Origin of the sequence: Virgibacillus sp. JSM 102003, from assembly GCF_041949995.1 — a bacterium.
Lineage (GTDB): Bacteria > Bacillota > Bacilli > Bacillales > Amphibacillaceae > Lentibacillus.
The window spans coordinates 57,961-79,034 of record NZ_JBHFQH010000002.1 but is presented as its reverse complement, the minus strand read 5'-3'; the positions used below and the strand labels follow the sequence as shown (position 1 = coordinate 79,034).

The following is a 21,074-nucleotide window of genomic DNA, read 5'->3' as shown; positions in this document are numbered from 1 at the left end:
CTTGATTATTCAATAAAAGCGCCCGATTGCGGCATAGTAAGGCTATCTAAAGACTCCTTTTCTTTTTGACAGCCAATCTTCCAAAGCATCCTCGTGTTGCTTTGTGAATAATGATGGCATCTGTTCCAAAGGAAAATATTTTAAATCCAAAGTCTCATTACCATCTGCTTTAAGTTTTCCGCTAATTGGTTTGCATTGAAAACAATGCGTAATGGTCTGAGCCTTATCCCCATTTGGATACTCAACTGAATATTTAGAGTAGACACCAATTAGATGTTCAACCTCAACAGTTAATCCGGTCTCCTCAAAGATTTCTCGTTTTGCAGTTTCTTCAAGAGATTCTCCAAGTTCCATACCACCACCCGGAAGTCCCCACTCATTGCTATCTCCACGCTTTTGCAAAAGTATTTCATTTCGTTCGTTGTACACAATACCTCCAGCAAAATTAAGAAATATTAAATCATGCCCAGCTTTTTCCCGAATATAATGAATGTAATCTTTATTATTAGTCATAAATAGCTCCCGATTTCTTTACTCTAATTAAGATTAATTTTATTAATGATTAGCGCTCGTTTGCACAACAATTCTACCTTATGATCCTAGTTTTTTATATTTTGACTTGTATGTACCGTCTTGATAAACTTTATAAATATTTACAGTTCCTGAACCACCGTTATTCTGCGTAGATTTGGAAACAAGTTTAACAGTATAATACGAACCTTTCTTGTCTGTTTTCAATTGCCCACCCATATCGCCAAAAGCTATATCATCATTATTTCCAGCTTCGATTTGAAATAATTAACAGCCGCCTTGCCGCTCGAAATTTGAACCTGGTTTGTATCTGTAGTTTCAGATGTTGATTTTGTTTCTTGTTTTGGGTTATTGTTAATTTCATCATTGTTGATAGTACCATCCACAGAGGAACTAGATAAATTACTATCTTGCGAATCGCTTGATGAATCATTGTCTTCAGACTCGTTGCCCTTTTTAGTCCCATCTTGTAAATTGCTTGCTGAAGACTTGCTTTCTTCCTTAGTTATGTTTTCCGACTTATTATTGGTTTGTGACTGACTTTCATTTGTTGAGGAACTATCATCAGATGAACTTCCGCAAGCAGCAAGAATAATTAACGAAAAAGCCAACTAACACATCCCAATCAGATTTCTATTTTTCTTCATTTTCCAAAACTCCTTTTATTTGTATCCATAGCACAATTAATATTTATCCTAATCTTCTACATATCAATAGCATCTACATTACTGTGAAGGAACACCAGGGGTAGAATTTTAAAAGACTCTGCATATGTACATTCTTCATCTGTCTTATCTGCTATTTGCATCGCTTTTTTTGTAAAGTAGTTAGTTACAAATGAAAGGTGTTCACCAGAAAACTGACTATTATGTGCTTGAATTGCCTTAATTTTGTCCACCCAAAATCCATCTACATTAATAAACGAATTGGGATGATAAGTAGTATAATAGCCTATTGCTTGAACTCGATGCGGTTCTATCCCTCCTTCAAGTTGCTCTGGATAAAATCGAAAGTTACCACTTGATCGCGCTGCAAAAGAAGCTACTTTTCCCGTAATAACGTGGTCAATATGTGTTTCATAATATAGCCAAGGATCAACTGTAAAAATAATATCAGGACGCACCTTCCGAATTACACCCACTAAATAAAGTTTTATCAGTACTTCCAGAACCGCCATCAGTTACCGTAAGATAGTGAACTTCCACCCCTTTATCCACTAGTTTTGCAATTGTCGCACCAGCACCAATATCATTGTCATCGGGGTGCGGTTGAATAAATAGCGTCCGCTTCATATTAAACGGATTTGGAATCTTAAATGGTATCATCGTTTTTACCTCACTTAGATTAATATGATATTTCATAGTATAGTAGAGAACAATAATTTCTCATCAGTCTTCGATTTATATTTATATTCAAAAAATATTGCCCTTACAATAATCAGGAACATTTAACCATTCCCCACTATTTAAATCTAGAGTTTTATCGGAATCTTTTCTTCAATTAACTGGCTCGATTGTTGAAGTCAGTTCCTACTTTACTGGTACAATATTTGTCATTCAGAGATAAAAAGTATATCAACTTAGGTATATTCCCTTGGCTCGAAATCAAACTTTATTATACAGTAGAGTATTCAATATATTGTACTGGCTCTCCACTCCGCAAACGGTTGCTCTTTTCTCCGCAATGACTGGCTTAAAACTTCGCATAAGTGGCTCAATTCACCCGCAATATTCAAGTAGGGTGTCATTATTTTGCTATTTTTATTTCTGGCAAGTATATTCTTTGATCGGTAATCCACTTTTTAGGTAAATGTTCACTTATTACAGGCCCATCTTCTTCCAGTCTATCAAAATGTAAAATTCCGCAACTATTTTTGTCAAATTCCCATAGTGGCCTACTAGCCAAAATTAACTTATTGGCAAAATTTATATCACTTGTGGAAATAATAACCTGCTTTTCTTGTGCTATATCACAAATTAAAGATATTAAAGCATCGTCCCTTAAGGTATCTAACATCTGAATTGGATCGTCTAAAATTAAAGTATCTAGGATTGCCTTGTTATTATTCGATGTAGAATGTTCATCAGCGACTTGTGATAAGAAAATAGATAAACCTAATAATGAAAGCTGGCCACCACTAAATGCAAATGTACTATTGGAATTGGTGCTTTCAATATAGTTCTCCAAATCATTTTCAAATTTATGCGGTATTGGGCGGAATATTAAGTTTGTTCTTTCTCTTAGACCTGGTACAACTGCATCAGACATTATGGATTTCCATGGTGATGTATCAGAAAGGACTTCAAATATAGTTGAAATTCTAGTAGCCATTTTGCCAATTTCCTTATTGGTTTCTTTTCTTTGGATTTCCCTTTGCCTCTTTTTGCTTTCAATTAAAGCAGCATTTTTCGCTTCAGTACTTGAAATTTCTTCATCTAAATCGGCTTTAACACTTAATAATTTTATGCTCTCCTCAATAGAACTTAAGAAATCTTCCAAATTTTTGAAGCCGGTTAAAGCACTTAGTAATGTGTCTTGCTGCTGAACATAGCTATAATATAATTTATTCTTAATACCCTGAATATCATCCATGAAGTTACTTGATTCTAGTTTCTGCAATTGTGATTTAATATTAATTTTCAAGTCGCTAAGAAAGGTCATTACATTATCTTTTTCCAGTACGTCTGTATACCCGTAATGTGCTAAATTATCTGTAATACTTTTTTTCGTTTCTTCTATTTGATTTGTAATATAATTACTTTCTTTTATCCTGCTGTCATACAAATCATTTTCAGAGTTAATCAACTCAATTAGAGCATCATTTTCTTCTTTTACTTTTTCATGCTTTTTTTCTACATTACTGAACTCATTATTTAATTTAACCTCAACCGATTCATTAGCCCTGAGTAACTTCAAAAATATATCATCGCTTAAACATTCATTTATCCCATAAAAAGCAAGCAGTGGCTGCAAAAAAGTATTCAGGCGCTTATTCTCTGTCTCCACATCCACTATTGTTTTTTTCAATTCTCTTAATTTTTTTTCATTATCTTCTCTTGATATCGTTAAATTTTTTATTTCACTAATTTTGTTTTTTATCTTTACAAATTCATTATTTAACTCGAATAAATTATGTATATTTGTTTCCTTTTGATTTTTTATAGATTGTAATAATTGCTGCTTTGATGGATGATTCACTCCACATAAAGGGCATTCTTCACTTGAAACATTTTTGGAAAGCACATCGAAAGATCCTTCAATTTTTTTCTGTTCCTCGTAAATATTATTAAATTTGCCATCAAAGCCATCTAATTCTTTTTCTAATTTACTAAGAAACTCTTTATTATTCTTATCAGAGTTTTCATTTAGCCATTTTTCGATTTCATTAACCTTTTCCTGGTGCTTTTTAATACATTCATTGTTGTCAATAAATTTCGAGTAAGATTTTTCAATCTCTTCTCTTTCCATATTTAGTTTATTTAGTTTCTCTTTAATTTCTTTAATTTTCTCTAACATGTAACTCATTTCTTCTTTATTACTTTCAATCTTATTGGAAACCTCAGGATGCTTTAGAATCCTTAATTTTAATTCTTCAATTAACTCTGATATTTGTTTTTTATTATTTTTCTCAATATCAAGCTTACTATAAAGAGTTGTGATGAATTGAATATCATTATCAATAATTTTAAGTTTATTCTCTAATTGTTCTATTCCATTTTTTCTGTCTTCTTCTTGTTTTGAGGTTAATTTTAACTCCTTTTCAAGTTCTTCAACCGGTTTGGAAAATTCATTTCTCTGTTTTTTATAGCTCAAAACTATGCTCTCTTCTTGACTTTGACTTATAAATCTATTTATGACTCCCCTTTTCTCAGTAACTTTATTGAGAACGTCATTCAGCCAATTCCTCCATTCTTCTACTTCTGACAAACCGGACATATTATTAGTGGGTTTTAAAGGTAAGGTTATAATAGTATTTAAAGTCTTCTCTAGCTCTATTACTTTCAACCTGAAGTTTTCTAAAAGGCCACCTTGATCTTTTTCGCTTATATCATTTTGTTTTTTTTCAAGTTCTCTTAGCTTTTCATTATTATATTTAAGTTGCTCATCCAATTCTTTTACTTGATTGTTTACTTCTGTTAAATCCAAAAGGGGCGCCAGATTTTCTAACCTGTCTCTGCCATTTGCTATGGCTAACTCCTGTAATTTTGCTTGGGAAAGCGAATGCGCCCATAATAAATCATCTCTACCTGCTGCGCTATCAAAAAATGAATCAATTAGTGCATTAGAATCGTCAATTCCAGTTTCATTTCTTGTTATCTTTTGTATTTTGCTACTTGGACTCGATACTTCTTGGAAATATCCAGTTATTTGAGTTTCTATATCTGGATTGATTAATGATCTAATGTGAGTATTCTTTGCCCTATTCCATTCTCCTTTATAGGATATGTACCTAGCTATATTGTTATTAAAAAGCCATCCCACCGCATCTTGAAGTGTAGTTTTCCCTCTACCATTTCTGCCATATACAACTGTTAAATTTCTAAAAATATTTATCGACTTCTTACGAGAATAAATTCGAAATCCTTCTACATCTAGTTTATTAATCCTGTACTTTTTCAATTTTCGTCCTCCTCAAACAAATTAGCTATTCCATTATCGTTCCTAGTTAATTTAATAGAGTACCAAGGGTTAAAACAGTTATTTACCACTTTTTCAGCAATATTTTTTATATCCATTTCATCTGATAAATCTAATAAAACCTTTCTAAAATACCGATTATCATCTCTCCAATTTTTTAGCCAAGTGTCGACTTCAGGGCTAATTTCCTCCTTAACTAACACTATCGCAAGTTGAGAATAACTGTATTCTGGACTAATAGAAGAAAGTGTTTGAGTAATAATAGGGGGATAATAATTATTTTCACTCATATCATCATAAACTTGATTTTCACCAGTTATAATTCCAATAATAAATCCATGGATTCCAGTTTTCCCATACAAAACCCAGTTGATAGGGTGACCGTAATCAAATGTGTTCGTCTCTACTTTTATGTATTCTATTTCACTAGGCAACTCAGAATGATATTTTGGATCATTAGAAACTGAAGTGAATTGTTTACTTATACCTTTATATAACTCGCTTGTAAAATCTTCGTACTTATCTTCTTTAACCATTATGGTCGCCTCGCTCTCACAGGTGGTTTTGTAAAATCTTGGCCGTTAAGAAACTTCTCTAAATCATCAACCTTAAGAACATCAATATACTTATACTCATTTGGAAATCTTTCCTTAACTGCTTCTAAAATTGCTTTAATTAAACTATCGATAAATTGATAATACTGAACATCAATAACTGTAATATGGCGATGAGTTGGCTGAATTATAACTCCATCAAAGGTTATAGCTATACCATTAGCTATTTTGTCCTCAGGTACTGTTGGATCAAATTTGAAAATATGAGCTGATATTGGATTTGCATCAAATTGTCTACCTGCGACAGTTAGGTTTGGTGCATATTCATTTGGATTCTGTATTAGTTCGATGTCCTTGATATAAAGCTTATGTAGGGCAAAGCCTAAGTTAGAATCATAAAATTTATAATTCCCATCTAGCTCTGGATATTTGTATATATGACTATTTTTATTAAGCACTTTTATAGATTCAAAGTTAGAATGTGCTGTTAAAAACCTTTCGATTCCTACATCATAAATACGCCTTGCTCTGTAAATACTTTCCACGAAAGTTGGTTTTAAATCATCTGATTTATATTTTTCTAAAAGGGGGATTTTATCTTGATCTATATTACAGGATACGCTTAACCAACGCTCATAAAATTCCGCTTGGGAAAACCATAATAAGTCATCTAAACTGTTCTGCAACCAATATCCATTTTCATTATTAAATAGTTCCTCGGTATCTTTATATACCCACTCTCTAGGTGAATCATATGGATTAATCCAGGCCCATTCAAAGTTATCTTTCACTTTATCTTTAAGGGCCGTCATTAAATAAGTTAAAGATGCAGCTAAACCAACAAAAACGACTTTACTATAGTTTGGTCCGTTTTTAATACAATTCAAAGATTTTTCGAGCAGTTCCTTTTCCCCTTTTAGAAATTCTGGGAAGTAGCCTTCATTTGACAAGGGGCTAGTTAGTAAACTTTCTGACCAAACGGATCTTGTGTTAATATTGTTTTTTCCGTGGGCAGCTAAAATAAGCCATTCCCTAAAAACATTCTCTTTAGATGACTTATCTAACAAATCGGCAACATTTATCACTATATCACTTTGCTTACTGTCTGAAATAGATTCAGCTACTTCAAAATACTCATCTAAATTTAGAGAATATACTCTTACTTTTCCATTCGATTCCATAACCTCGTTAATAAGTGATCGGTGCTGAAAATTAGGTACTCCAATAAACCGGTGCTGACCTTTGTTTGTCGTTATGCATTTAATAAAATTATTATGTTTCTCCATTGAAAATTGTCTCTCACCATCTATGTTAGGATAACAAAAATATTCATACAATTTGGAAATATCCCCAGATATAGATTCAGGGATAACTTCTCCTTGCCCTCTTAAATAATTCTCATAAATATTACTAACATCCCGTCCTGATGGGGCAACACTATATCCAGTCATCGATAATCCTGCACCAATAATAAATAAGATATCTTCCTCTCCTTGTCTTGCTTCATTTAACCACTTTGATAATAAAGAGCCACCATCCTTTAAGTTTAACTTCTGAATCTCGTTTGTTAACATAATATCCCCCCTCGTAAATTGTTAGAAACTATTAAAATTCTCTGGATAAAGTTCTGCTAAACTAACCTCCAATTTGTCTTTAATCCTAATTAAATTCAATACAGAAATATTCCTTCTCCTCTTTCCACGGCACCTAATACGTTCTATGCAGTCCACACTCAAATGCTAGTTCTTCTTGTGACCATCCCTTTTTAATTCTGTAATGCCTATATTTTCTCCAATTGTCATTAAGATTTGCTTTTTCTTTTTATTAGTCTTCATACCACAATTCTGATAATATGATGACTATAAATCGACAGACTATAAGTAGCATTTACAGGAGGACATCTTATGGAGAAAGAAATCAAGGAACGGATTGAGAAAGCTGAATTTCCAACAATATTAAAAGACTATTCCTTAAGAAATTATCACGTTCATCTCTATCTAAATGAATCCGTTTTAAATGAAATAGAGGAATCTTACATTGAGTACGACTCACTTTATAAATTTGATGGAGACTGAATTCTGTTGTTTTGTAATCGCAGGTATTAAAAAACAAGAGAAACACGAATATTTCTATCACTATTTAAAAAAGGTTCTTGATAGCAATTTACACCTTATTCCTAAATCTAAAGTTCCTGAGTGTCAAGAACTTATTAAACTAGAGAAAAACCTTTCTAAACTACCTGAAAGTTCAATTCTAGTTTCTTTAAAAGATCTTTTAATTACTATACAAGACTTTAAACAGTGTGACGAACCGAAGAAATTGCTTCATGCATATAAAATTTCTGGTGCATTACAAGTTCTTTTTACTTTGTATCCAGATAACATTTATAGAAAGGAATTCGTAGATATTTATAATAATTCATTAAACCTTAGCTCATAAATTAAATATTTTATTTTATTTTTCAAACTTTTGCAGCATCATATGTAATCTATTTTTTGGCGATCATCTATAGCTCTCATTTCGTTTATTGATAAACTCATTTGTAGACCTCCTTAATATAAACACAAGTATTGTTTGAACCTACTTGATAAGCCACTAAGCTACGATTTACAAGCTTTACTGACCGCTACCTTCATCCGACTAAATCATAAGCAAATCCATTAAACAAGGTTATTAACAACAAGCAAACTTTTTTCTCTCCTTTATGCATTAAATACTTAGCATTTAGATCCGTGTTTGTTTTGGAATTCAATATATCGTTTAAGCGTGAGGCGATAATGAGAGTCTTCTGGATACTCCCTATCTACAGAAGCTATCATAGAAGGAGAAAGCTCTGTTTCACCATTATATAAACCTTTTTTAAGTATTCCTTTCCACCGACTGATATAATCTTTTACTGATTTGTCTCCCAAATTATAATTCTTTTTTAAAAAGTCCCCAAATTCCATTGCATTCCCTTCCCTCCATATTATTTTCTAATATATCTATTCTCTGCCATCTGCTTCTTTTCCTTCTCAAAGGGAACAGAAAAACCAGTAATGAAAGACTTTATTGCGCAGTAGTATAAGTCTACTAAGCCATATAGATTTACTCCACCACCTGGCACGATTGTATTGCTGAAGGTTGACCTCCTTATTTAAGCAACCGTTCCATAAATGTAAATCATCTATTCACCACTATAACAGACAAAATATTCCAAAACTATACATAATTCTGAGGGTATGCAAAAATTTGAATACCTTAAACTTTAAATAGAGATTATTTAAATACTTAACGACTTATTTAACCAGCATTAGCGTGAATTGTTGTTTCTGTTATATTAAATGACTGATAGGAATGCTACCAAAGACTTGCTTCAGATCTGATTGAGGCAAAATCCACTTACAGATGAAATATTTACAATTGAGCCGCATTCATCTTGTTGAATCATTTGTTGTTCATATTTTATGCAAAATGCTACGCCTTTAAGGTAATAGAAAAAATTCTATTTCGCTAGTTAATAACGCTACACGGGTAAAACAAAGAGAGCGCTTATTGAAAATGAGATACACAACAAGGTTTTTTTAAATAATCTTAACAAATCGATTCGGAATTATTGGGTTGTAACCCACGCCGTTCGTACTAAAAAACCTCCTTCGAATAAACACATTCAAAGAGAATAATAGTTTTAACAGAAAACAATTACTATAAAATATTAACATTCATTGTTACTTCAGCAGGCTTCGTTTCTACGATAACCTCCCCATTCCGTATCGAATATAGAACTGGAGCTTGTGTGCGAATAGCTTCGTACTCTGAATCAGAATCAATAACAATTAAATTCGCCCTGTTTCCTTCTTTTACACCGTAGTCTTTTTCAATAGACAAAGCTTTTGCCCCGTTGGTTGTTATCAGATCGAGTGCAGTTACGATATGATCGTAGTCGGTCATATGGCAGGCATGTAAGCCAACGTCGACGACTGGCATTAGATTTCCATTACCAAGCGGGTACCAGGGATCCATGATGGAGTCCAAGCCAAAGCAAACATTGATTCCAGAATCTGATAGTTCTTTCACTCGTGTTAGTCCCCGGCGTATTGGGTGATTGTCGAATCTTCCCTGTAAATGTAAATTTGCTTTCGGAAGGGCAACAAAATTAATGTTTGCTTTTTTCAGTGTTTGGAACAGTTTGTAAGTATATGCGTTACTGTACGAAGCCATTGCTGTCGTATGACTCGCGGTAACACGGTGTCCTATGCCCATTTTTAGTGTTTCACCTGCGAGTACTTCCAAATACCTTGATTGGTCATCGTCAATTTCATCACAATGGATATCGACCAATTTATCGTATTTTTCAGCGAGTTCCAGCGCCTTTACCACTGAACGAACACCATCTTCACGTGTTAATTCATAATGGGGAATTCCGCCAACGACATCAGCTCCCATTTCCAACGCTTTAACCAATAGTTCTTCTCCATTGGGTTTCGTGTAAAGCCCTTCTTGTGGTAGTGCCACGATTTGCAAGTCCATCCAGGGCTTAATTTCCTCTTTCACTTCCAGTAATGCTTCTAGCCCTTTTAAGGTTGGATCACTTACATCCGCATGGGTTCGCACATGCTGAATGCCGTGTTTCAGCTGCATTTTGATTGCCTGGAAAGCACGTTTTTTAATGTCTTCTATTGTTTCGTTTACAACTTGTTTTCTTTCAGACCAAATCTCAATTCCTTCAAATACGGATCCCGATTGACTCCATCTGGGCGTCCCAGCTGTTAGTGCATAGTCCAGATGAATATGTGGCTCAACATATGGGGGCAATACAATTTTTCCATTTAGATCAATGATATGTACATCATCTGCAGTATAGTTATTCGTATCAGGCGTTATGGTTTTTATTTGGTCTGATTGAATTTCAATATTCCATTTGCCTTCCTGGCCATAGAGTTTTGCATTTTTTAAAAGCATTCTTAAACCGCTCCTTCATCTTATCTTTACTTTGGTAGAATTTATATTCAGGAAGAGAATTGGCACTTCTCTTCTATAAAGCTTTCGCTTACTACTTTATCTTCCATCCTCTAAATTATAAACCCACGTTTTCAGAAGAGCAAAAAACTCTTCAATTGAGATATAACCCTACCCCCTCATTTTGTTCAAACGTTTGAGGTCTCAACCTCCAATATAAAAATGTAAAAAACATTTGACATTGTATTTAATTATTATTACAATCAAAAATGTAAAACATGTTTTACTAAATAATAACAAGAAAGGTTATCATATGATAAATGTTATTAGGAAATTTCGTAAAGATAAAAAAATGTCACAAAAGATTCTTGCAAACAAATGTAAGGTTTCCAGACAAACAATAAATGCTATTGAAAATAACAAGTATGATCCAAGTCTTGATCTTGCATTTAAAATCGCAACTATCTTAAATGTCACAGTGGATGAGCTGTTTCAATTTCAGTTGGAAGAAAACAAAAGTAAGGAGGAGACTGAATGAGAAATAAAAAACTAAAAGTACTGGCTGGCATTATTCTAAGTCTTATTATCCTTTTATTATTGGGATTGTATATTGTAGACTTTATTAATGATAGTGATGGTCAAACAGCTGATATCCTAATATGGATTATTATTATTGTAACATTCTTTCATTCAGCGACATGGGGCAATGATTCAAAAGTGCAAAAAGATGAAATGGGGCGACAAATTCAAAATATTAGTGGAAAAATAAGTTACTATATCCTGACAGTTTTCCTTTTTGTTCTTTGGTTTGTTTATAGTCAATTAAATGAGACTGATTTAGGTAGTATCTTTTTACTTTCCGCATTTTGTATAGGAGTTATCACCTTTCCAATTGTTCAATTTGTTGTTTCCAGAAGATTTATGAAGGACTAACCTTTTGACTTATGTCTAATAAAAAGCGGGCGCTTGTCTATCATGACAAGCGCCCTACAACTGAACAATTTCATATTCTTTTAAACGATAGATGGAGTCGAAAACTCAGTACGAGAACTGTTTCCGATATGCCTTAGTCTAACTCTATTCAAATTCTTAACGACTAGTATAACCAGCGTCAGCATGAATTGTTGTTCCAGTTACATAAGATGACTGATCGGATGCTAACCAAAGACTTGCTTCAGCAATTTCTTCAGCTTTTCCGAATCGGTTTAATAGACTTAGCTGTGGCGCGTATTCTTCAGCAGTAAAGCCAAATTGCTCTAACGCTCCTCGTAGCATTGGTGTATCAATTGCTCCTGGTGCGACTGAATTAACACGAATATTTTTATCACCATTTTCTAGTGCGGCAACTTTTGTCATTCCAACTACACCATGTTTCGCTGCAACATATGCAATGTTATCTGGTTGAGGGCGGTATCCACTTACAGATGAAATATTTACTATTGAGCCGCCTTCTCCTTGCTCAATTAGTTGTTGTAATTCATATTTCATGCAGAGTGCTGTCCCTTTTAGATCGATAGCCATTAGCTTGTCCCAGTAATCTTCATCGAATTCTGCTACTGGTTTATCATCTGGAGTTAAAGCAGCATTATTAATAGCTACATCAAGACGTCCATATTTTTCAACAGTATCCTTAACCATATCTTTTACCGGCTCTGCCTTTGAGATGTCCACTTTCACAAAGTGTGCAGTGCCTCCACTATCCTCTATTTCTGAGACTACTTTTTTACCTTTTTCTTCATTCATATCAGCTACAACTACTTTTGCTTTTGCCTCAGCGAAAAGCTTTGCAGTTGCTTCACCCATTCCCATTGCTGCACCTGTTACAATTGCAACTTTACCTTCTAATACTGGAAAAGTCATTTTAATTACGCATCCTTTCAATTTTATATTGAAATCTTGTGGATCAATTCAAGTATAAGTATTTTATGAAAACGCCTCAATATGCAATAATATGGGAAATGTATAAAAACATACATAGTAATCGGTTTTGTCCATTAAAATGTGAGAAGGAGCATTTATATGTCTGTTCAGTATCCCGATAAACGTGTAAGAAGAACGATAGAGAACTTTAAAAAAACCTTGTTATCAATAATGGAAACTAAAAATTTTGAGGACATTACAATAACTGAAATCGTTAATGTAGCAGATTACAATAGAGGAACTTTTTACGCCCACTATGAACAAAAGACAGATCTTTTGGATGAGATAATTGAAGATATGTTCGAGGATATGGAAGAGTCATTTCGAAAACCGTATCGAGACTTAACAGAAGTCGATTTTAAAAATTTATCACCTGATTCAATTGTTTTATTTGACCATTTTTTAAAGAACCAGGATTTGTATAAACTTATGTTAAGTTCGAATACAAATTATAATTTCCGCGAAAAAATGACAGATAGATTGGATCAGTTATTTAGAGGCGATTTCGAATTCTCAGTTTCAGAGATTGACCCAAACATTGATATTAATCTTTTTAGCACTTATCGTATTCATGGCATTATTGGATTAATACTTGAGTGGATTGACAATGACTTTAAACAATCCCCATCGTACATGGGAGATCAACTAATTCATATACTAAGCTTTTACACACTGAAAATCTATATTAAAAAGGATAGTCTGGCCTAATATTTAGTTGATTTTCTCTGCCAATTCTAAAATAATCCCTTCTGGTCCACGAATGTAGCATAATTTATAAGCATTTTCGTAGTTTTGTATCTCACCAATAAGTTCCGCGCCTTTCTTTTTCAATTTAGCAACAACGGCTTCAATATCTTCAACAGCAAATGCAATATGCCGGATGCCTAAGGTGTTTGCAAAAGGTTGCTGAATACCTTTTTCATCTAAAGGCGTGTGGAATTTGACCAGCTCCAAAGTTGCTTGGCCGTCCGGCACCCCTAACATAACAACCGTCTCTCTAACATCGTTTAGCCCAATTATGCGTTCCACCCACTCTCCTTTCACTTCTGTTTCCCCTAGCACTTCAAGCCCAAGTTCAATAAAAAAGGCTTTAGCGGCAGGAAGATCATTTACGATTACACCCACATGATCAATTCTATGAACCTCCATATATCATACCTCCTAATTCCCTTTATTTTGTAATTTCATACTCATATGTTTCTTAACTATATAACTTTTGGACGTAATGATGGTGCCAATCCTTTATAGGGTGCAGTGCCCGTTAACGAAAGGTCATAATAAAAACAATTTACTACCCTAAATCTTTTGGATTAATAATTGCTAATACTTGATGGTCCTCCCACTGTCCATTTATCTTAACGTTCTTCTTAGCAATACCCTCTTTATGAAAACCTGATTTTTCCAAAACTCGAATGGAACCTGCATTATGAGGCATAACACCTGCTTCTATACGATGCAATCTCAACTCCTCGAAACCATATTCTACAAGTAATTTTACAGCTTCTGTCGTAAATCCTTTGCCATTATGTTTTTTGTCTAAAAAATAGCCAATAAAAGCACTTTGTATTGATCCGCGAACAACTTGAAAGAGGTTAATTGTGCCTACCAAACCATTACCGTCATTGTTAAATATTCCAAAGAAATAGTCTCGATCTTGATTTATATCCTCTTCATATTTTTTTATCCTCTCTAATTGACCTCTTATTGTATAGAAATCACTTCCACGTGACATCGAAAATTCCTCGAAAAATTCACGGTTTTCTTTTTGTAACCTCAGCATTGCTATGCTGTCATTTGATTTAAGTTTTCTAATATGAACATTGCTTCCTTTAATCATCAAACTCCCCCCTTCCCTCTACTCAAATATTTCAGAGGATTGCCCACTTAAAGCTTTCAATTTCATTCCATACTATTCCTTCTTTTGCTCCCATTATATTGCCCTTTAAAAAGGACGCGTTCTAAATTTAGAAAAGCGCGCCCTTAACGTAGCAAATTAGTTGCCGCTTGCTGTTATAAAGATACATATAACACATCGATAAGCACGGATACCTCTGTTGGCGAATCGTCGCAGTAAGATTCCCACGGTGATAGGCACCGTGATTTACGATATGCTGCACGAGTTCTAAAAGATGGGTTTCCAGTCCTCTGAAAGTCGGATGTCCTGGAGGTATATTGTACCGTCGTATAAGTATAAACAAGCATCTACGTGATCTAGCAATACAGTTTTAGGCGCTTTCTTTTTCACACTCCTTTTGCATTCATTTATAGATGGATTAAAATATTGATAAGCTTCCCGAACGGGTCTCTAACGTAAAAACGCCGCACACCCCATGGCTCTTTGGCTGGACCATACTCAATTGGTATTCCTGCTTCTTTTACGCGAGCTAGTGCACTATCAAGATCATCAACTTCGATTGACAAGTCAGGTACCGGTGTCCCCGAGCCACCTTCTGAAAGGAAGTTAATTTGAGTGTCCATTTTCTCATGTGAGCCGTAAGTCGTAATAAATTCCAGATTCATTAATTGATCAAGTCCAAGCACTTCCCCGTAGAAGTACTTTGCTTTAGTAAGATCCTGTGTCTCCACATTAGCAACAATTCGTTTAACCTTCATTCTTAACACCTCCCTGTTGCCATTACTTTCTACAATCACTATTAATAATCCTTGTTAAATATCTAATTTCTCTTGAAAGTTTAATTCCACATACATACTACACACTGGTTCCTACATGATAGTATTAAATTTTCATAAACTTTTGATTTTCATGACACTTATTGACCTCGAGAATCGATAGTAGTTATGAATAATGAAATTATTCATAACCAACCGAGCGCGGACTAGCCCAGTATACAAGAAGAGCAAATTTGTCTACATCATAAAGTTACCCCTGCTCTATTATCTGAATAAGATTGCCGCATGTATCTTCGAAGACAGCTAATGTGACTTTTCCCATTACGGACGGTTCCATCGTGAACTTTACACCTTGTTTAATTAATCGTTGGTACTCTTGGTGAATATCTTCAACGCCAAACATTGTTACAGGGATGCCGTCAGCAAATAACTTCTTTTGATATTCTTTTGCTGCAGGATGGTCATTCGGTTCGAGCAAAAGTTCAGTGCCGTCTTGATCATCTGGAGAAACAAGTGTTATCCACCTATATGCTCCCGCGGGCTCGTCATGCTTTTTTACAAAGCCCAGCGTATTTGTGTAAAAATCTAATGCCTTGTCTTGATCTTGAACGAATATACTGGTAACAATGATTTTCATAAATTTTTTTCCTCCTTTGATTGTTACAATGTATGGTTCTTTGCTAACAATCACGCTAAAGAACGATACATTCATTATTACTTATAAATTTACTCTACCCATCCTTTCATCAAATTTTTAAGTGGTTCGTTGTTAAACATAAGTACTCGATATTTTCCCTTTCGTTTTGATTTTACGAGCCCGGCATCATCCAATACAGAAAGATGTTTAGCTATTGCCTGTCTCGAAATGGAAAGATCGTGCTTCATAATGAGGCGTGCTGTAAGTTCATATAACGTCAGTTCGTTACGTTCGGATAGTTCGTCTAATATCAGCCGCCGAGTCGAGTCGCTGAGTGCTTTGAATATAGCGTCTTTGTTCCACATACATCAAGTATACGCAACCATATAGTTGCATGTCAATAGAACCTTGTGAAAATGGTACACGCTCAATCAGATAAACATATGAAAAGCTTACATCTTTAAAACGATTTTTTCATACAATTCTATAAGAGGTGATGAATAGTGCCAAGAGTAGCGTATACTGAAAATGACGTTAATTTAATAGCAAGGATGATGAGGGCAGAAGCCGTGGGTGAAGGAAAATTAGGAATGCTGATGGTTGGTAATGTAATTGTTAATCGAGCGAGAGCTGATTGTTTATCTTTTGAAGACTTACGAACAATACGGGAAGTTATTTTTCAAGTACAAGGAGGAAATTATTCCTTTGAAGCAGTACAAAAGGGTAATTTATTTTATAGTCCAGCAAGAGGTGTAGAAAAAAGATTAGCCAGAAAGGTTTTAAAGTATTGGAGACAACATCCTGCAAAGTATGCTCTTTGGTATTTTAATCCATCTGGTGAATGTCCTCCTACATGGTTCGGTCAACCCCTTACAGGACAATATAAGGAACATTGCTATTATGAACCAGTAGCTAATACATGCGCAAGTGCTTATAGATATTAGCAAGTCCCCACACATTGTGGGGGATTTTGTTCGTTAAGCCTATTACAATTTTCATCCAGTTTATTCAACAATTACTTGCGTTAGAATAAGAAGCCACTTTTAAGGCACTCTATGAACAAATGAAAACACCTATAAGTTGTTTACTAAATACAGGAGGTCTATATGCAAAAAGATAAACAGGATAGAGAAAATTTGAGGGAAAGTACGAAGCCAGGATTTGCCGGAACCGATCCTAAAAAGGTAAAAAAAGAAATCGACAAAGATATAAGCGAGGGACAAGGTGCAATGACTTCTCGACAGGCAGGATCAATGCGAGATTAAAAAACCACTTCTTGTGGTTTTTTAATTTTACACTTTTATATGAAGCCTTTGCTCAGTTCTTTTTTAACAGAACGAATACAGCACCATAAAACAGCGACATCAACAATGAGTAGGACCCATAACTTAGGTCAAATAGGATATTGCCTCCAAATAAAGGTGTGATAAAGATTAGATAAAAAGGATACTGTATTGACGCTATTACATCTAAAATACCATTTCCAATCATATCATGCTCAAATGTTGTGATTACAAATACAATTACACCTGATATGACCCCAATCATTGAAAAAGTCTTCAATATCCTACTTCCTTTTTTAGTATACGTTAGTAATAAGACCATAAACAATACCGTTACAAGTGAGTTCAAAATGTCGATATCTGAATCAGGATGTTTAATTGATGGTATTAAATTTATTGAGAACGCCAACAAATATGAGCCTATTACTAATAGTAAGAATATGTACTTCAAATTAACTCCCCCCTTTCAAGAACTTTCGATAAACTTGTGTATTATGTAGAGGCTTAAAGCCTAATGACGTGTACAACCTCTCAGCACCTTCATTTCCTTCTACAAAACAAATATAAATTTCCTCACAACCTTCACCTAACATTTTATTCATACCAAATTGTAGAGATTTACGTCCATACCCTTTGCCTTGATAGCTTGGAGCAACCATTAAGTTTTCTATTTCTCCTTCACCAATAGTGACTGAGGAAACAATTTGATCATTTTCTAATACTAAATATACATTGCTTTTTTTATGTAATTTATACTTTTTAACGCTGTCTTCTGAGGCTAAATAAGGTTTAATATCATTCATTTCGTGCAACTCGTAATAAGAGTCCTGTACAACTTTTACAAACTGATCAAAAAACTTATCTTCATATTTAACAAACTCTAAATCTGTTTCTGGGAAACTTCCGCCCCTGTATACCAATTCAGGCGATCCCCACCATTTTTTCAACCCCATTTTCTTAGCGAAACCAATCGGATTTTCTGACTCAACTCGCATATAAGTACACAAAAAATCAGGTTCTGCTTCATAAATTAATTCTTCCATTTCTCTATATAATGCAGAACCAATACCCTTTAAGCGAGAATTCGGTTCAACATAAACACTGACTTGGGCAATAGACTCCCCATCATTCATATAGATCGATCCGTATGAGAACCCTTTTATGCCACTTTCTTCATACAAGAGTAAATGAGAAGAATTTTTAATCACTTCATCTAAATCACCGATATCTTCTTCAATACCCATTTTTTCTATTAGAGCTAATATTCTCCCCTTATCTTCTTTATCCCTATAAACACGTATCATTAAGATAATTTCCTTCCCGATTTAACAATTTCAGATATTCTTAGTTCCTTGTTCAACTCTTGCACCGGCTAGTGCAATAACAGTTTACGATTTTGATAGTAACGATTCAATTACTCGTACGATTACTTCAGGTTTATCTTTATGTATTTCATGGTCACTTCCTTCAGCAATTATTAATTCTCCCTTACTAGATAACTGTGATAGTTCAACCTGTAAATCCCTCCATACCTCTTCGTGAAGAACGGCTTCTGAGGCTGGAATACCATGTTCAATAAAAGGTTTAGCTGATAATTCTTTATCCCTTGCTATCACAATTAATGGAATATCAGGAAATGTACCATATTCATTTATTAATTGGCTGCTTTGTTCCCAATTCATAAATTCATCAGCAATCGTGCGGAATAAAGATGGGTTGGTTATAAATTCTTTAAAATTTTCAACGTCCTTTTTTACTAACACAGCTTTATATTCTTCAACCATAGGTGAAAACATTTGATTTAATTCTTCTTTTGATTTTTTTGACGTCTCTGTGTTTCCCTCTATCATTTTCTCTAAGGAGATCATGGAATACATCACAGGAAGATTGAGGTCATATACCCTTTTAAAATTGTGTGATGTTGCATCTACTAAAATGACTCCTTTAAGTTTTTCTGGAAACATTTTTGCAAATTGCTGAGCACATAAACCACCGAATGAATGCCCCATTAAGATAAACTTTTCTTCAATTTGAAGGTCCTCAAGTAGTCCATTTAGCTCCATTGCAATATTCGAAACCGTTCTTTGTTTTTTTGCCTCTAGACTATTTCCATAACCTGCTCTATGATAAATAACAATTTTGCAGTTATTTTTTATACGCTCTATAAATGGTAGCCAGTTATAGAAAGAATTTCCTATTCCTGTTTCAATAACAATTGTAGGTCCTTTCTCACCAATAACTAAGCATTCAAGGTCTACTTCTTTCACCTATCCACCTCCTTTTTCTTGTCTACTGTTACTTCAATAAAAATAAGGCGTTCTCCTTCTTTTGCGAGAAAGGCATCCCATTCTGTTGAAGAACCTAATTATTTTTCATTCAAAATCTTTTCTAAGCGGGGAACAACATCTCCTTCAATTGCATCATCTAAATCTTCCATTCTATATTCAAGGTTCGAAATGATGTGTTCATATTTAGTCAATTTAGCACTCTGCTGAAATAATACAATCCCCATAATCACATTTACCAATAAAACAAGAATTAATATAATATTATAAGGTTTTTTCATAAACATCTGCCCCCTTAGCATAAAAATGCCAATCCCCTTGTTCACTTTGCTGCGATGTAATAGTAGCTGCCGCATCGACAACTCTATATCGTGAATTGCCAGTTAGTAAAAATAGATCAACCTTGTAATATTAACATAAAGTCCTAGACTATCGCCCCTAAAATTCTAATTTTCTGAAATAGTCAACAAAATAAAAGAGATCAAGTAAACGATCTTCTTGTTCTATGTTCAACTAATGCAACAGTAAAGTTATTCCAATTCTGTTCTGAGCAGTGAAAAAACCAATGCATCGTGAGACTGGTTATTTTGATAAAGGTATCCTCTTAATAGCCCTTCCTTAGCAAAACCTAATCGCCTTAATAGTTGTATAGATGGCTCATTTTGTGGAAACGTTACTGCACCCATTCTAAACAAAGCTAAATCTTCAAATGAATAACGTAATACTTCTTTTACTGCTTCAGTCGTAATTCCTCTGTTCCAATGTGATGGATGTAATTCAAAACCAATTTCAGCCTTCTTACTCCAAGTGCTAAGGTTGTTTAATCCCAATGTACCAACAAAATCTCCAGCCTCCTTTAATACAATTCCCCATCGTATACCTCTTTTGCTGTCATATGTCTTTTGAAAAGACTCTACTATTTTTGAGGCATCATCGATATTTTTTAAACTATCCATCCCATAATATTTAGTTACTTCATCTTTTGACATTATTTCGAAAAAGCTACGGGTATGCTCCTCATTTACTTGAACTAATCTCAGTCGATCCGTTTCCAATTCAGGAAATTCCATTAGATTTCCTCCCTCACAGTTTTTACATATTAATTTCATTACTCTTATTGAATAATCCTGCTTCTACTTGAACCACTGGCATTGTCTTAAAGTTAACCGATAACTGAATAAGATACGCATACTTAATTTAATATAATTGAATATTTCAATATCCACTTCATCTATGTAACAAATCTGTTGCTGTAAGTTCCATAATTTATTTCAGATGTCTCATTATTTTTCTGAAACGGTTGGAGTCTTTCAAGAGTAGTAAAATAGACAGGATTATATTTAATTTCGTCACTGATTAAGTTTTTTACTTTTAACAAACCTTTAAATTCTAACTCCGAAACGTTTTGACCAGTTTCTTCGTAAAGTTCTCTTATAGCACAATCCTTTGGCGTTTCATTTTCTTCCCTCTGTCCTGCCGGCAATTCCCATTGCTTTCTCAAAGTGTTATAACATAATAGAAAGTTGTTATCACATTTTATTATTGCATAAGAACCAGCCAATCGGTGATAACCATATATTTCAGTTTCTTTTACAACAAGAAAGTCAAGAAATTCAAAACTATTACCCCTAGTAATTTTCAATTGGTTACCCCCTTT

29 protein-coding genes and 2 pseudogenes are annotated in these 21,074 nt (G+C 34.2%); 7 read left to right on the top strand and 24 right to left on the bottom strand.

Annotated features, from left to right (window positions below; genetic code table 11):
- Positions 1 to 42: 42 nt before the first annotated feature.
- From ACE1TG_RS02795 to ACE1TG_RS02755, 9 genes and pseudogenes are all read right to left on the bottom strand, one after another.
- A complete protein-coding gene (locus ACE1TG_RS02795) occupies positions 43 to 513 on the bottom strand; it encodes an NUDIX hydrolase (protein WP_375050837.1) in 471 nt (156 codons plus the stop codon).
- 78 nt (positions 514 to 591) lie between these two features.
- Complete coding sequence (locus ACE1TG_RS02790; RefSeq protein ID WP_375050836.1) at positions 592 to 750, bottom strand: hypothetical protein; 159 nt, start codon at positions 748 to 750, stop codon at positions 592 to 594.
- A gap of 11 nt (positions 751 to 761) precedes the next feature.
- The gene (locus ACE1TG_RS02785) at positions 762 to 1,142 is read right to left on the bottom strand and encodes a hypothetical protein (RefSeq protein ID WP_375050835.1); all 381 of its coding nucleotides are present in this window, start codon (positions 1,140 to 1,142) and stop codon (positions 762 to 764) included.
- A 92-nt stretch (positions 1,143 to 1,234) separates the two neighbouring features.
- Positions 1,235 to 1,672, bottom strand: a complete 438-nt coding sequence (locus tag ACE1TG_RS02780) for a PIG-L deacetylase family protein (protein ID WP_375050834.1) — start codon at positions 1,670 to 1,672, stop codon at positions 1,235 to 1,237.
- The gene (locus tag ACE1TG_RS02775) at positions 1,644 to 1,892 is read right to left on the bottom strand and encodes a PIG-L deacetylase family protein (RefSeq protein WP_375050833.1); all 249 of its coding nucleotides are present in this window, start codon (positions 1,890 to 1,892) and stop codon (positions 1,644 to 1,646) included. Before ACE1TG_RS02775 ends, ACE1TG_RS02780 begins: the two co-directional genes overlap by 29 nt.
- Before the next feature lie 385 nt (positions 1,893 to 2,277).
- Positions 2,278 to 5,151 (bottom strand): AAA family ATPase, encoded by a 2,874-nt coding sequence (locus ACE1TG_RS02770; protein WP_375050832.1) that lies wholly within the window; start codon positions 5,149 to 5,151, stop codon positions 2,278 to 2,280.
- Complete coding sequence (locus tag ACE1TG_RS02765) at positions 5,148 to 5,705, bottom strand: hypothetical protein (protein WP_375050831.1); 558 nt, start codon at positions 5,703 to 5,705, stop codon at positions 5,148 to 5,150. Before ACE1TG_RS02765 ends, ACE1TG_RS02770 begins: the two co-directional genes overlap by 4 nt.
- Positions 5,705 to 7,297, bottom strand: coding sequence for a hypothetical protein (locus tag ACE1TG_RS02760; protein WP_375050830.1), 1,593 nt, complete (start codon positions 7,295 to 7,297; stop codon positions 5,705 to 5,707). The genes ACE1TG_RS02765 and ACE1TG_RS02760 overlap by 1 nt, the downstream gene beginning before the upstream one ends.
- Positions 7,298 to 7,430: 133 nt before the next feature.
- Positions 7,431 to 7,496: pseudogene (locus tag ACE1TG_RS02755) on the bottom strand (helix-turn-helix domain-containing protein); the annotation flags it as partial.
- Between the two features lie 131 nt (positions 7,497 to 7,627).
- Between ACE1TG_RS02755 and ACE1TG_RS02750 the strand changes: the two are divergent.
- Together ACE1TG_RS02750 and ACE1TG_RS02745 are read left to right on the top strand one after the other, a co-directional pair.
- Positions 7,628 to 7,798 (top strand): hypothetical protein, encoded by a 171-nt coding sequence (locus ACE1TG_RS02750; RefSeq protein WP_375050829.1) that lies wholly within the window; start codon positions 7,628 to 7,630, stop codon positions 7,796 to 7,798.
- Positions 7,788 to 8,162, top strand: a complete 375-nt coding sequence (locus ACE1TG_RS02745) for a hypothetical protein (RefSeq protein ID WP_375050828.1) — start codon at positions 7,788 to 7,790, stop codon at positions 8,160 to 8,162. Before ACE1TG_RS02750 ends, ACE1TG_RS02745 begins: the two co-directional genes overlap by 11 nt.
- Before the next feature lie 278 nt (positions 8,163 to 8,440).
- On the opposite strand, the gene ACE1TG_RS02740 is transcribed toward ACE1TG_RS02745, so the two are convergent.
- Both ACE1TG_RS02740 and codA read right to left on the bottom strand, forming a co-directional pair.
- Entirely contained in the window at positions 8,441 to 8,671 is a 231-nt protein-coding gene (locus ACE1TG_RS02740; RefSeq protein ID WP_375050827.1) for a hypothetical protein, read from the bottom strand.
- A gap of 736 nt (positions 8,672 to 9,407) precedes the next feature.
- The gene (gene codA / locus ACE1TG_RS02735; RefSeq protein WP_375050826.1) at positions 9,408 to 10,664 is read right to left on the bottom strand and encodes a cytosine deaminase; all 1,257 of its coding nucleotides are present in this window, start codon (positions 10,662 to 10,664) and stop codon (positions 9,408 to 9,410) included.
- A 310-nt stretch (positions 10,665 to 10,974) separates the two neighbouring features.
- Between codA and ACE1TG_RS02730 the strand changes: the two genes are divergently transcribed.
- Positions 10,975 to 11,199: a helix-turn-helix transcriptional regulator gene (locus ACE1TG_RS02730; RefSeq protein WP_375050825.1), complete on the top strand. Its 225-nt coding sequence runs from the start codon at positions 10,975 to 10,977 to the stop codon at positions 11,197 to 11,199.
- Positions 11,196 to 11,594, top strand: coding sequence for a hypothetical protein (locus ACE1TG_RS02725; RefSeq protein WP_375050824.1), 399 nt, complete (start codon positions 11,196 to 11,198; stop codon positions 11,592 to 11,594). The genes ACE1TG_RS02730 and ACE1TG_RS02725 overlap by 4 nt, the downstream gene beginning before the upstream one ends.
- Before the next feature lie 156 nt (positions 11,595 to 11,750).
- Here the strand turns inward: ACE1TG_RS02725 and ACE1TG_RS02720 are convergent, their stop codons facing one another.
- Positions 11,751 to 12,521, bottom strand: coding sequence for an SDR family NAD(P)-dependent oxidoreductase (locus ACE1TG_RS02720; protein ID WP_375050823.1), 771 nt, complete (start codon positions 12,519 to 12,521; stop codon positions 11,751 to 11,753).
- 159 nt (positions 12,522 to 12,680) lie between these two features.
- Here ACE1TG_RS02720 and ACE1TG_RS02715 point away from each other — a divergent pair, with 159 nt between their 5' ends.
- Entirely contained in the window at positions 12,681 to 13,289 is a 609-nt protein-coding gene (locus ACE1TG_RS02715; protein ID WP_375050822.1) for a TetR/AcrR family transcriptional regulator, read from the top strand.
- Between the two features lie 3 nt (positions 13,290 to 13,292).
- On the opposite strand, the gene ACE1TG_RS02710 is transcribed toward ACE1TG_RS02715, so the two are convergent.
- From ACE1TG_RS02710 to ACE1TG_RS02685, 6 genes and pseudogenes are all read right to left on the bottom strand, one after another.
- On the bottom strand, positions 13,293 to 13,730 hold the full coding sequence (locus tag ACE1TG_RS02710; protein WP_375050821.1) for a VOC family protein: 438 nt from the start codon (positions 13,728 to 13,730) through the stop codon (positions 13,293 to 13,295).
- A gap of 142 nt (positions 13,731 to 13,872) precedes the next feature.
- On the bottom strand, positions 13,873 to 14,418 hold the full coding sequence (locus ACE1TG_RS02705) for a GNAT family N-acetyltransferase (protein ID WP_375050820.1): 546 nt from the start codon (positions 14,416 to 14,418) through the stop codon (positions 13,873 to 13,875).
- Positions 14,419 to 14,545: 127 nt separating this feature from the next.
- Positions 14,546 to 14,728: pseudogene (locus ACE1TG_RS02700) on the bottom strand (DinB family protein); the annotation flags it as partial.
- Between the two features lie 115 nt (positions 14,729 to 14,843).
- Positions 14,844 to 15,194, bottom strand: a complete 351-nt coding sequence (locus ACE1TG_RS02695; RefSeq protein ID WP_375050819.1) for a VOC family protein — start codon at positions 15,192 to 15,194, stop codon at positions 14,844 to 14,846.
- Between the two features lie 268 nt (positions 15,195 to 15,462).
- Complete coding sequence (locus ACE1TG_RS02690) at positions 15,463 to 15,849, bottom strand: VOC family protein (protein ID WP_375051083.1); 387 nt, start codon at positions 15,847 to 15,849, stop codon at positions 15,463 to 15,465.
- Positions 15,850 to 15,938: 89 nt separating this feature from the next.
- Complete coding sequence (locus tag ACE1TG_RS02685; protein ID WP_375050818.1) at positions 15,939 to 16,214, bottom strand: ArsR/SmtB family transcription factor; 276 nt, start codon at positions 16,212 to 16,214, stop codon at positions 15,939 to 15,941.
- A gap of 138 nt (positions 16,215 to 16,352) precedes the next feature.
- On the opposite strand from ACE1TG_RS02685, the gene ACE1TG_RS02680 reads away from it, so the two are divergent.
- A complete protein-coding gene (locus ACE1TG_RS02680; RefSeq protein ID WP_375050817.1) occupies positions 16,353 to 16,793 on the top strand; it encodes a cell wall hydrolase in 441 nt (146 codons plus the stop codon).
- 162 nt (positions 16,794 to 16,955) lie between these two features.
- Positions 16,956 to 17,114, top strand: a complete 159-nt coding sequence (locus ACE1TG_RS02675; protein WP_375050816.1) for a hypothetical protein — start codon at positions 16,956 to 16,958, stop codon at positions 17,112 to 17,114.
- 52 nt (positions 17,115 to 17,166) lie between these two features.
- On the opposite strand, the gene ACE1TG_RS02670 is transcribed toward ACE1TG_RS02675, so the two are convergent.
- From ACE1TG_RS02670 to ACE1TG_RS02645, 6 genes are all read right to left on the bottom strand, one after another.
- A complete protein-coding gene (locus tag ACE1TG_RS02670; RefSeq protein ID WP_375050815.1) occupies positions 17,167 to 17,583 on the bottom strand; it encodes a hypothetical protein in 417 nt (138 codons plus the stop codon).
- A 1-nt stretch (position 17,584) separates the two neighbouring features.
- Positions 17,585 to 18,436 carry a GNAT family N-acetyltransferase gene (locus tag ACE1TG_RS02665; protein WP_375050814.1) on the bottom strand — a complete coding sequence of 284 codons (852 nt, stop codon included), beginning with the start codon at positions 18,434 to 18,436 and terminating at the stop codon, positions 17,585 to 17,587.
- An 84-nt stretch (positions 18,437 to 18,520) separates the two neighbouring features.
- Positions 18,521 to 19,399: an alpha/beta hydrolase gene (locus ACE1TG_RS02660; protein WP_375050813.1), complete on the bottom strand. Its 879-nt coding sequence runs from the start codon at positions 19,397 to 19,399 to the stop codon at positions 18,521 to 18,523.
- A gap of 98 nt (positions 19,400 to 19,497) precedes the next feature.
- Complete coding sequence (locus ACE1TG_RS02655) at positions 19,498 to 19,698, bottom strand: hypothetical protein (RefSeq protein WP_375050812.1); 201 nt, start codon at positions 19,696 to 19,698, stop codon at positions 19,498 to 19,500.
- Between the two features lie 249 nt (positions 19,699 to 19,947).
- Positions 19,948 to 20,487 carry a GNAT family N-acetyltransferase gene (locus ACE1TG_RS02650; RefSeq protein ID WP_375050811.1) on the bottom strand — a complete coding sequence of 180 codons (540 nt, stop codon included), beginning with the start codon at positions 20,485 to 20,487 and terminating at the stop codon, positions 19,948 to 19,950.
- Between the two features lie 161 nt (positions 20,488 to 20,648).
- Positions 20,649 to 21,059, bottom strand: coding sequence for an NUDIX domain-containing protein (locus tag ACE1TG_RS02645; RefSeq protein WP_375050810.1), 411 nt, complete (start codon positions 21,057 to 21,059; stop codon positions 20,649 to 20,651).
- Positions 21,060 to 21,074 lie beyond the last annotated feature (15 nt).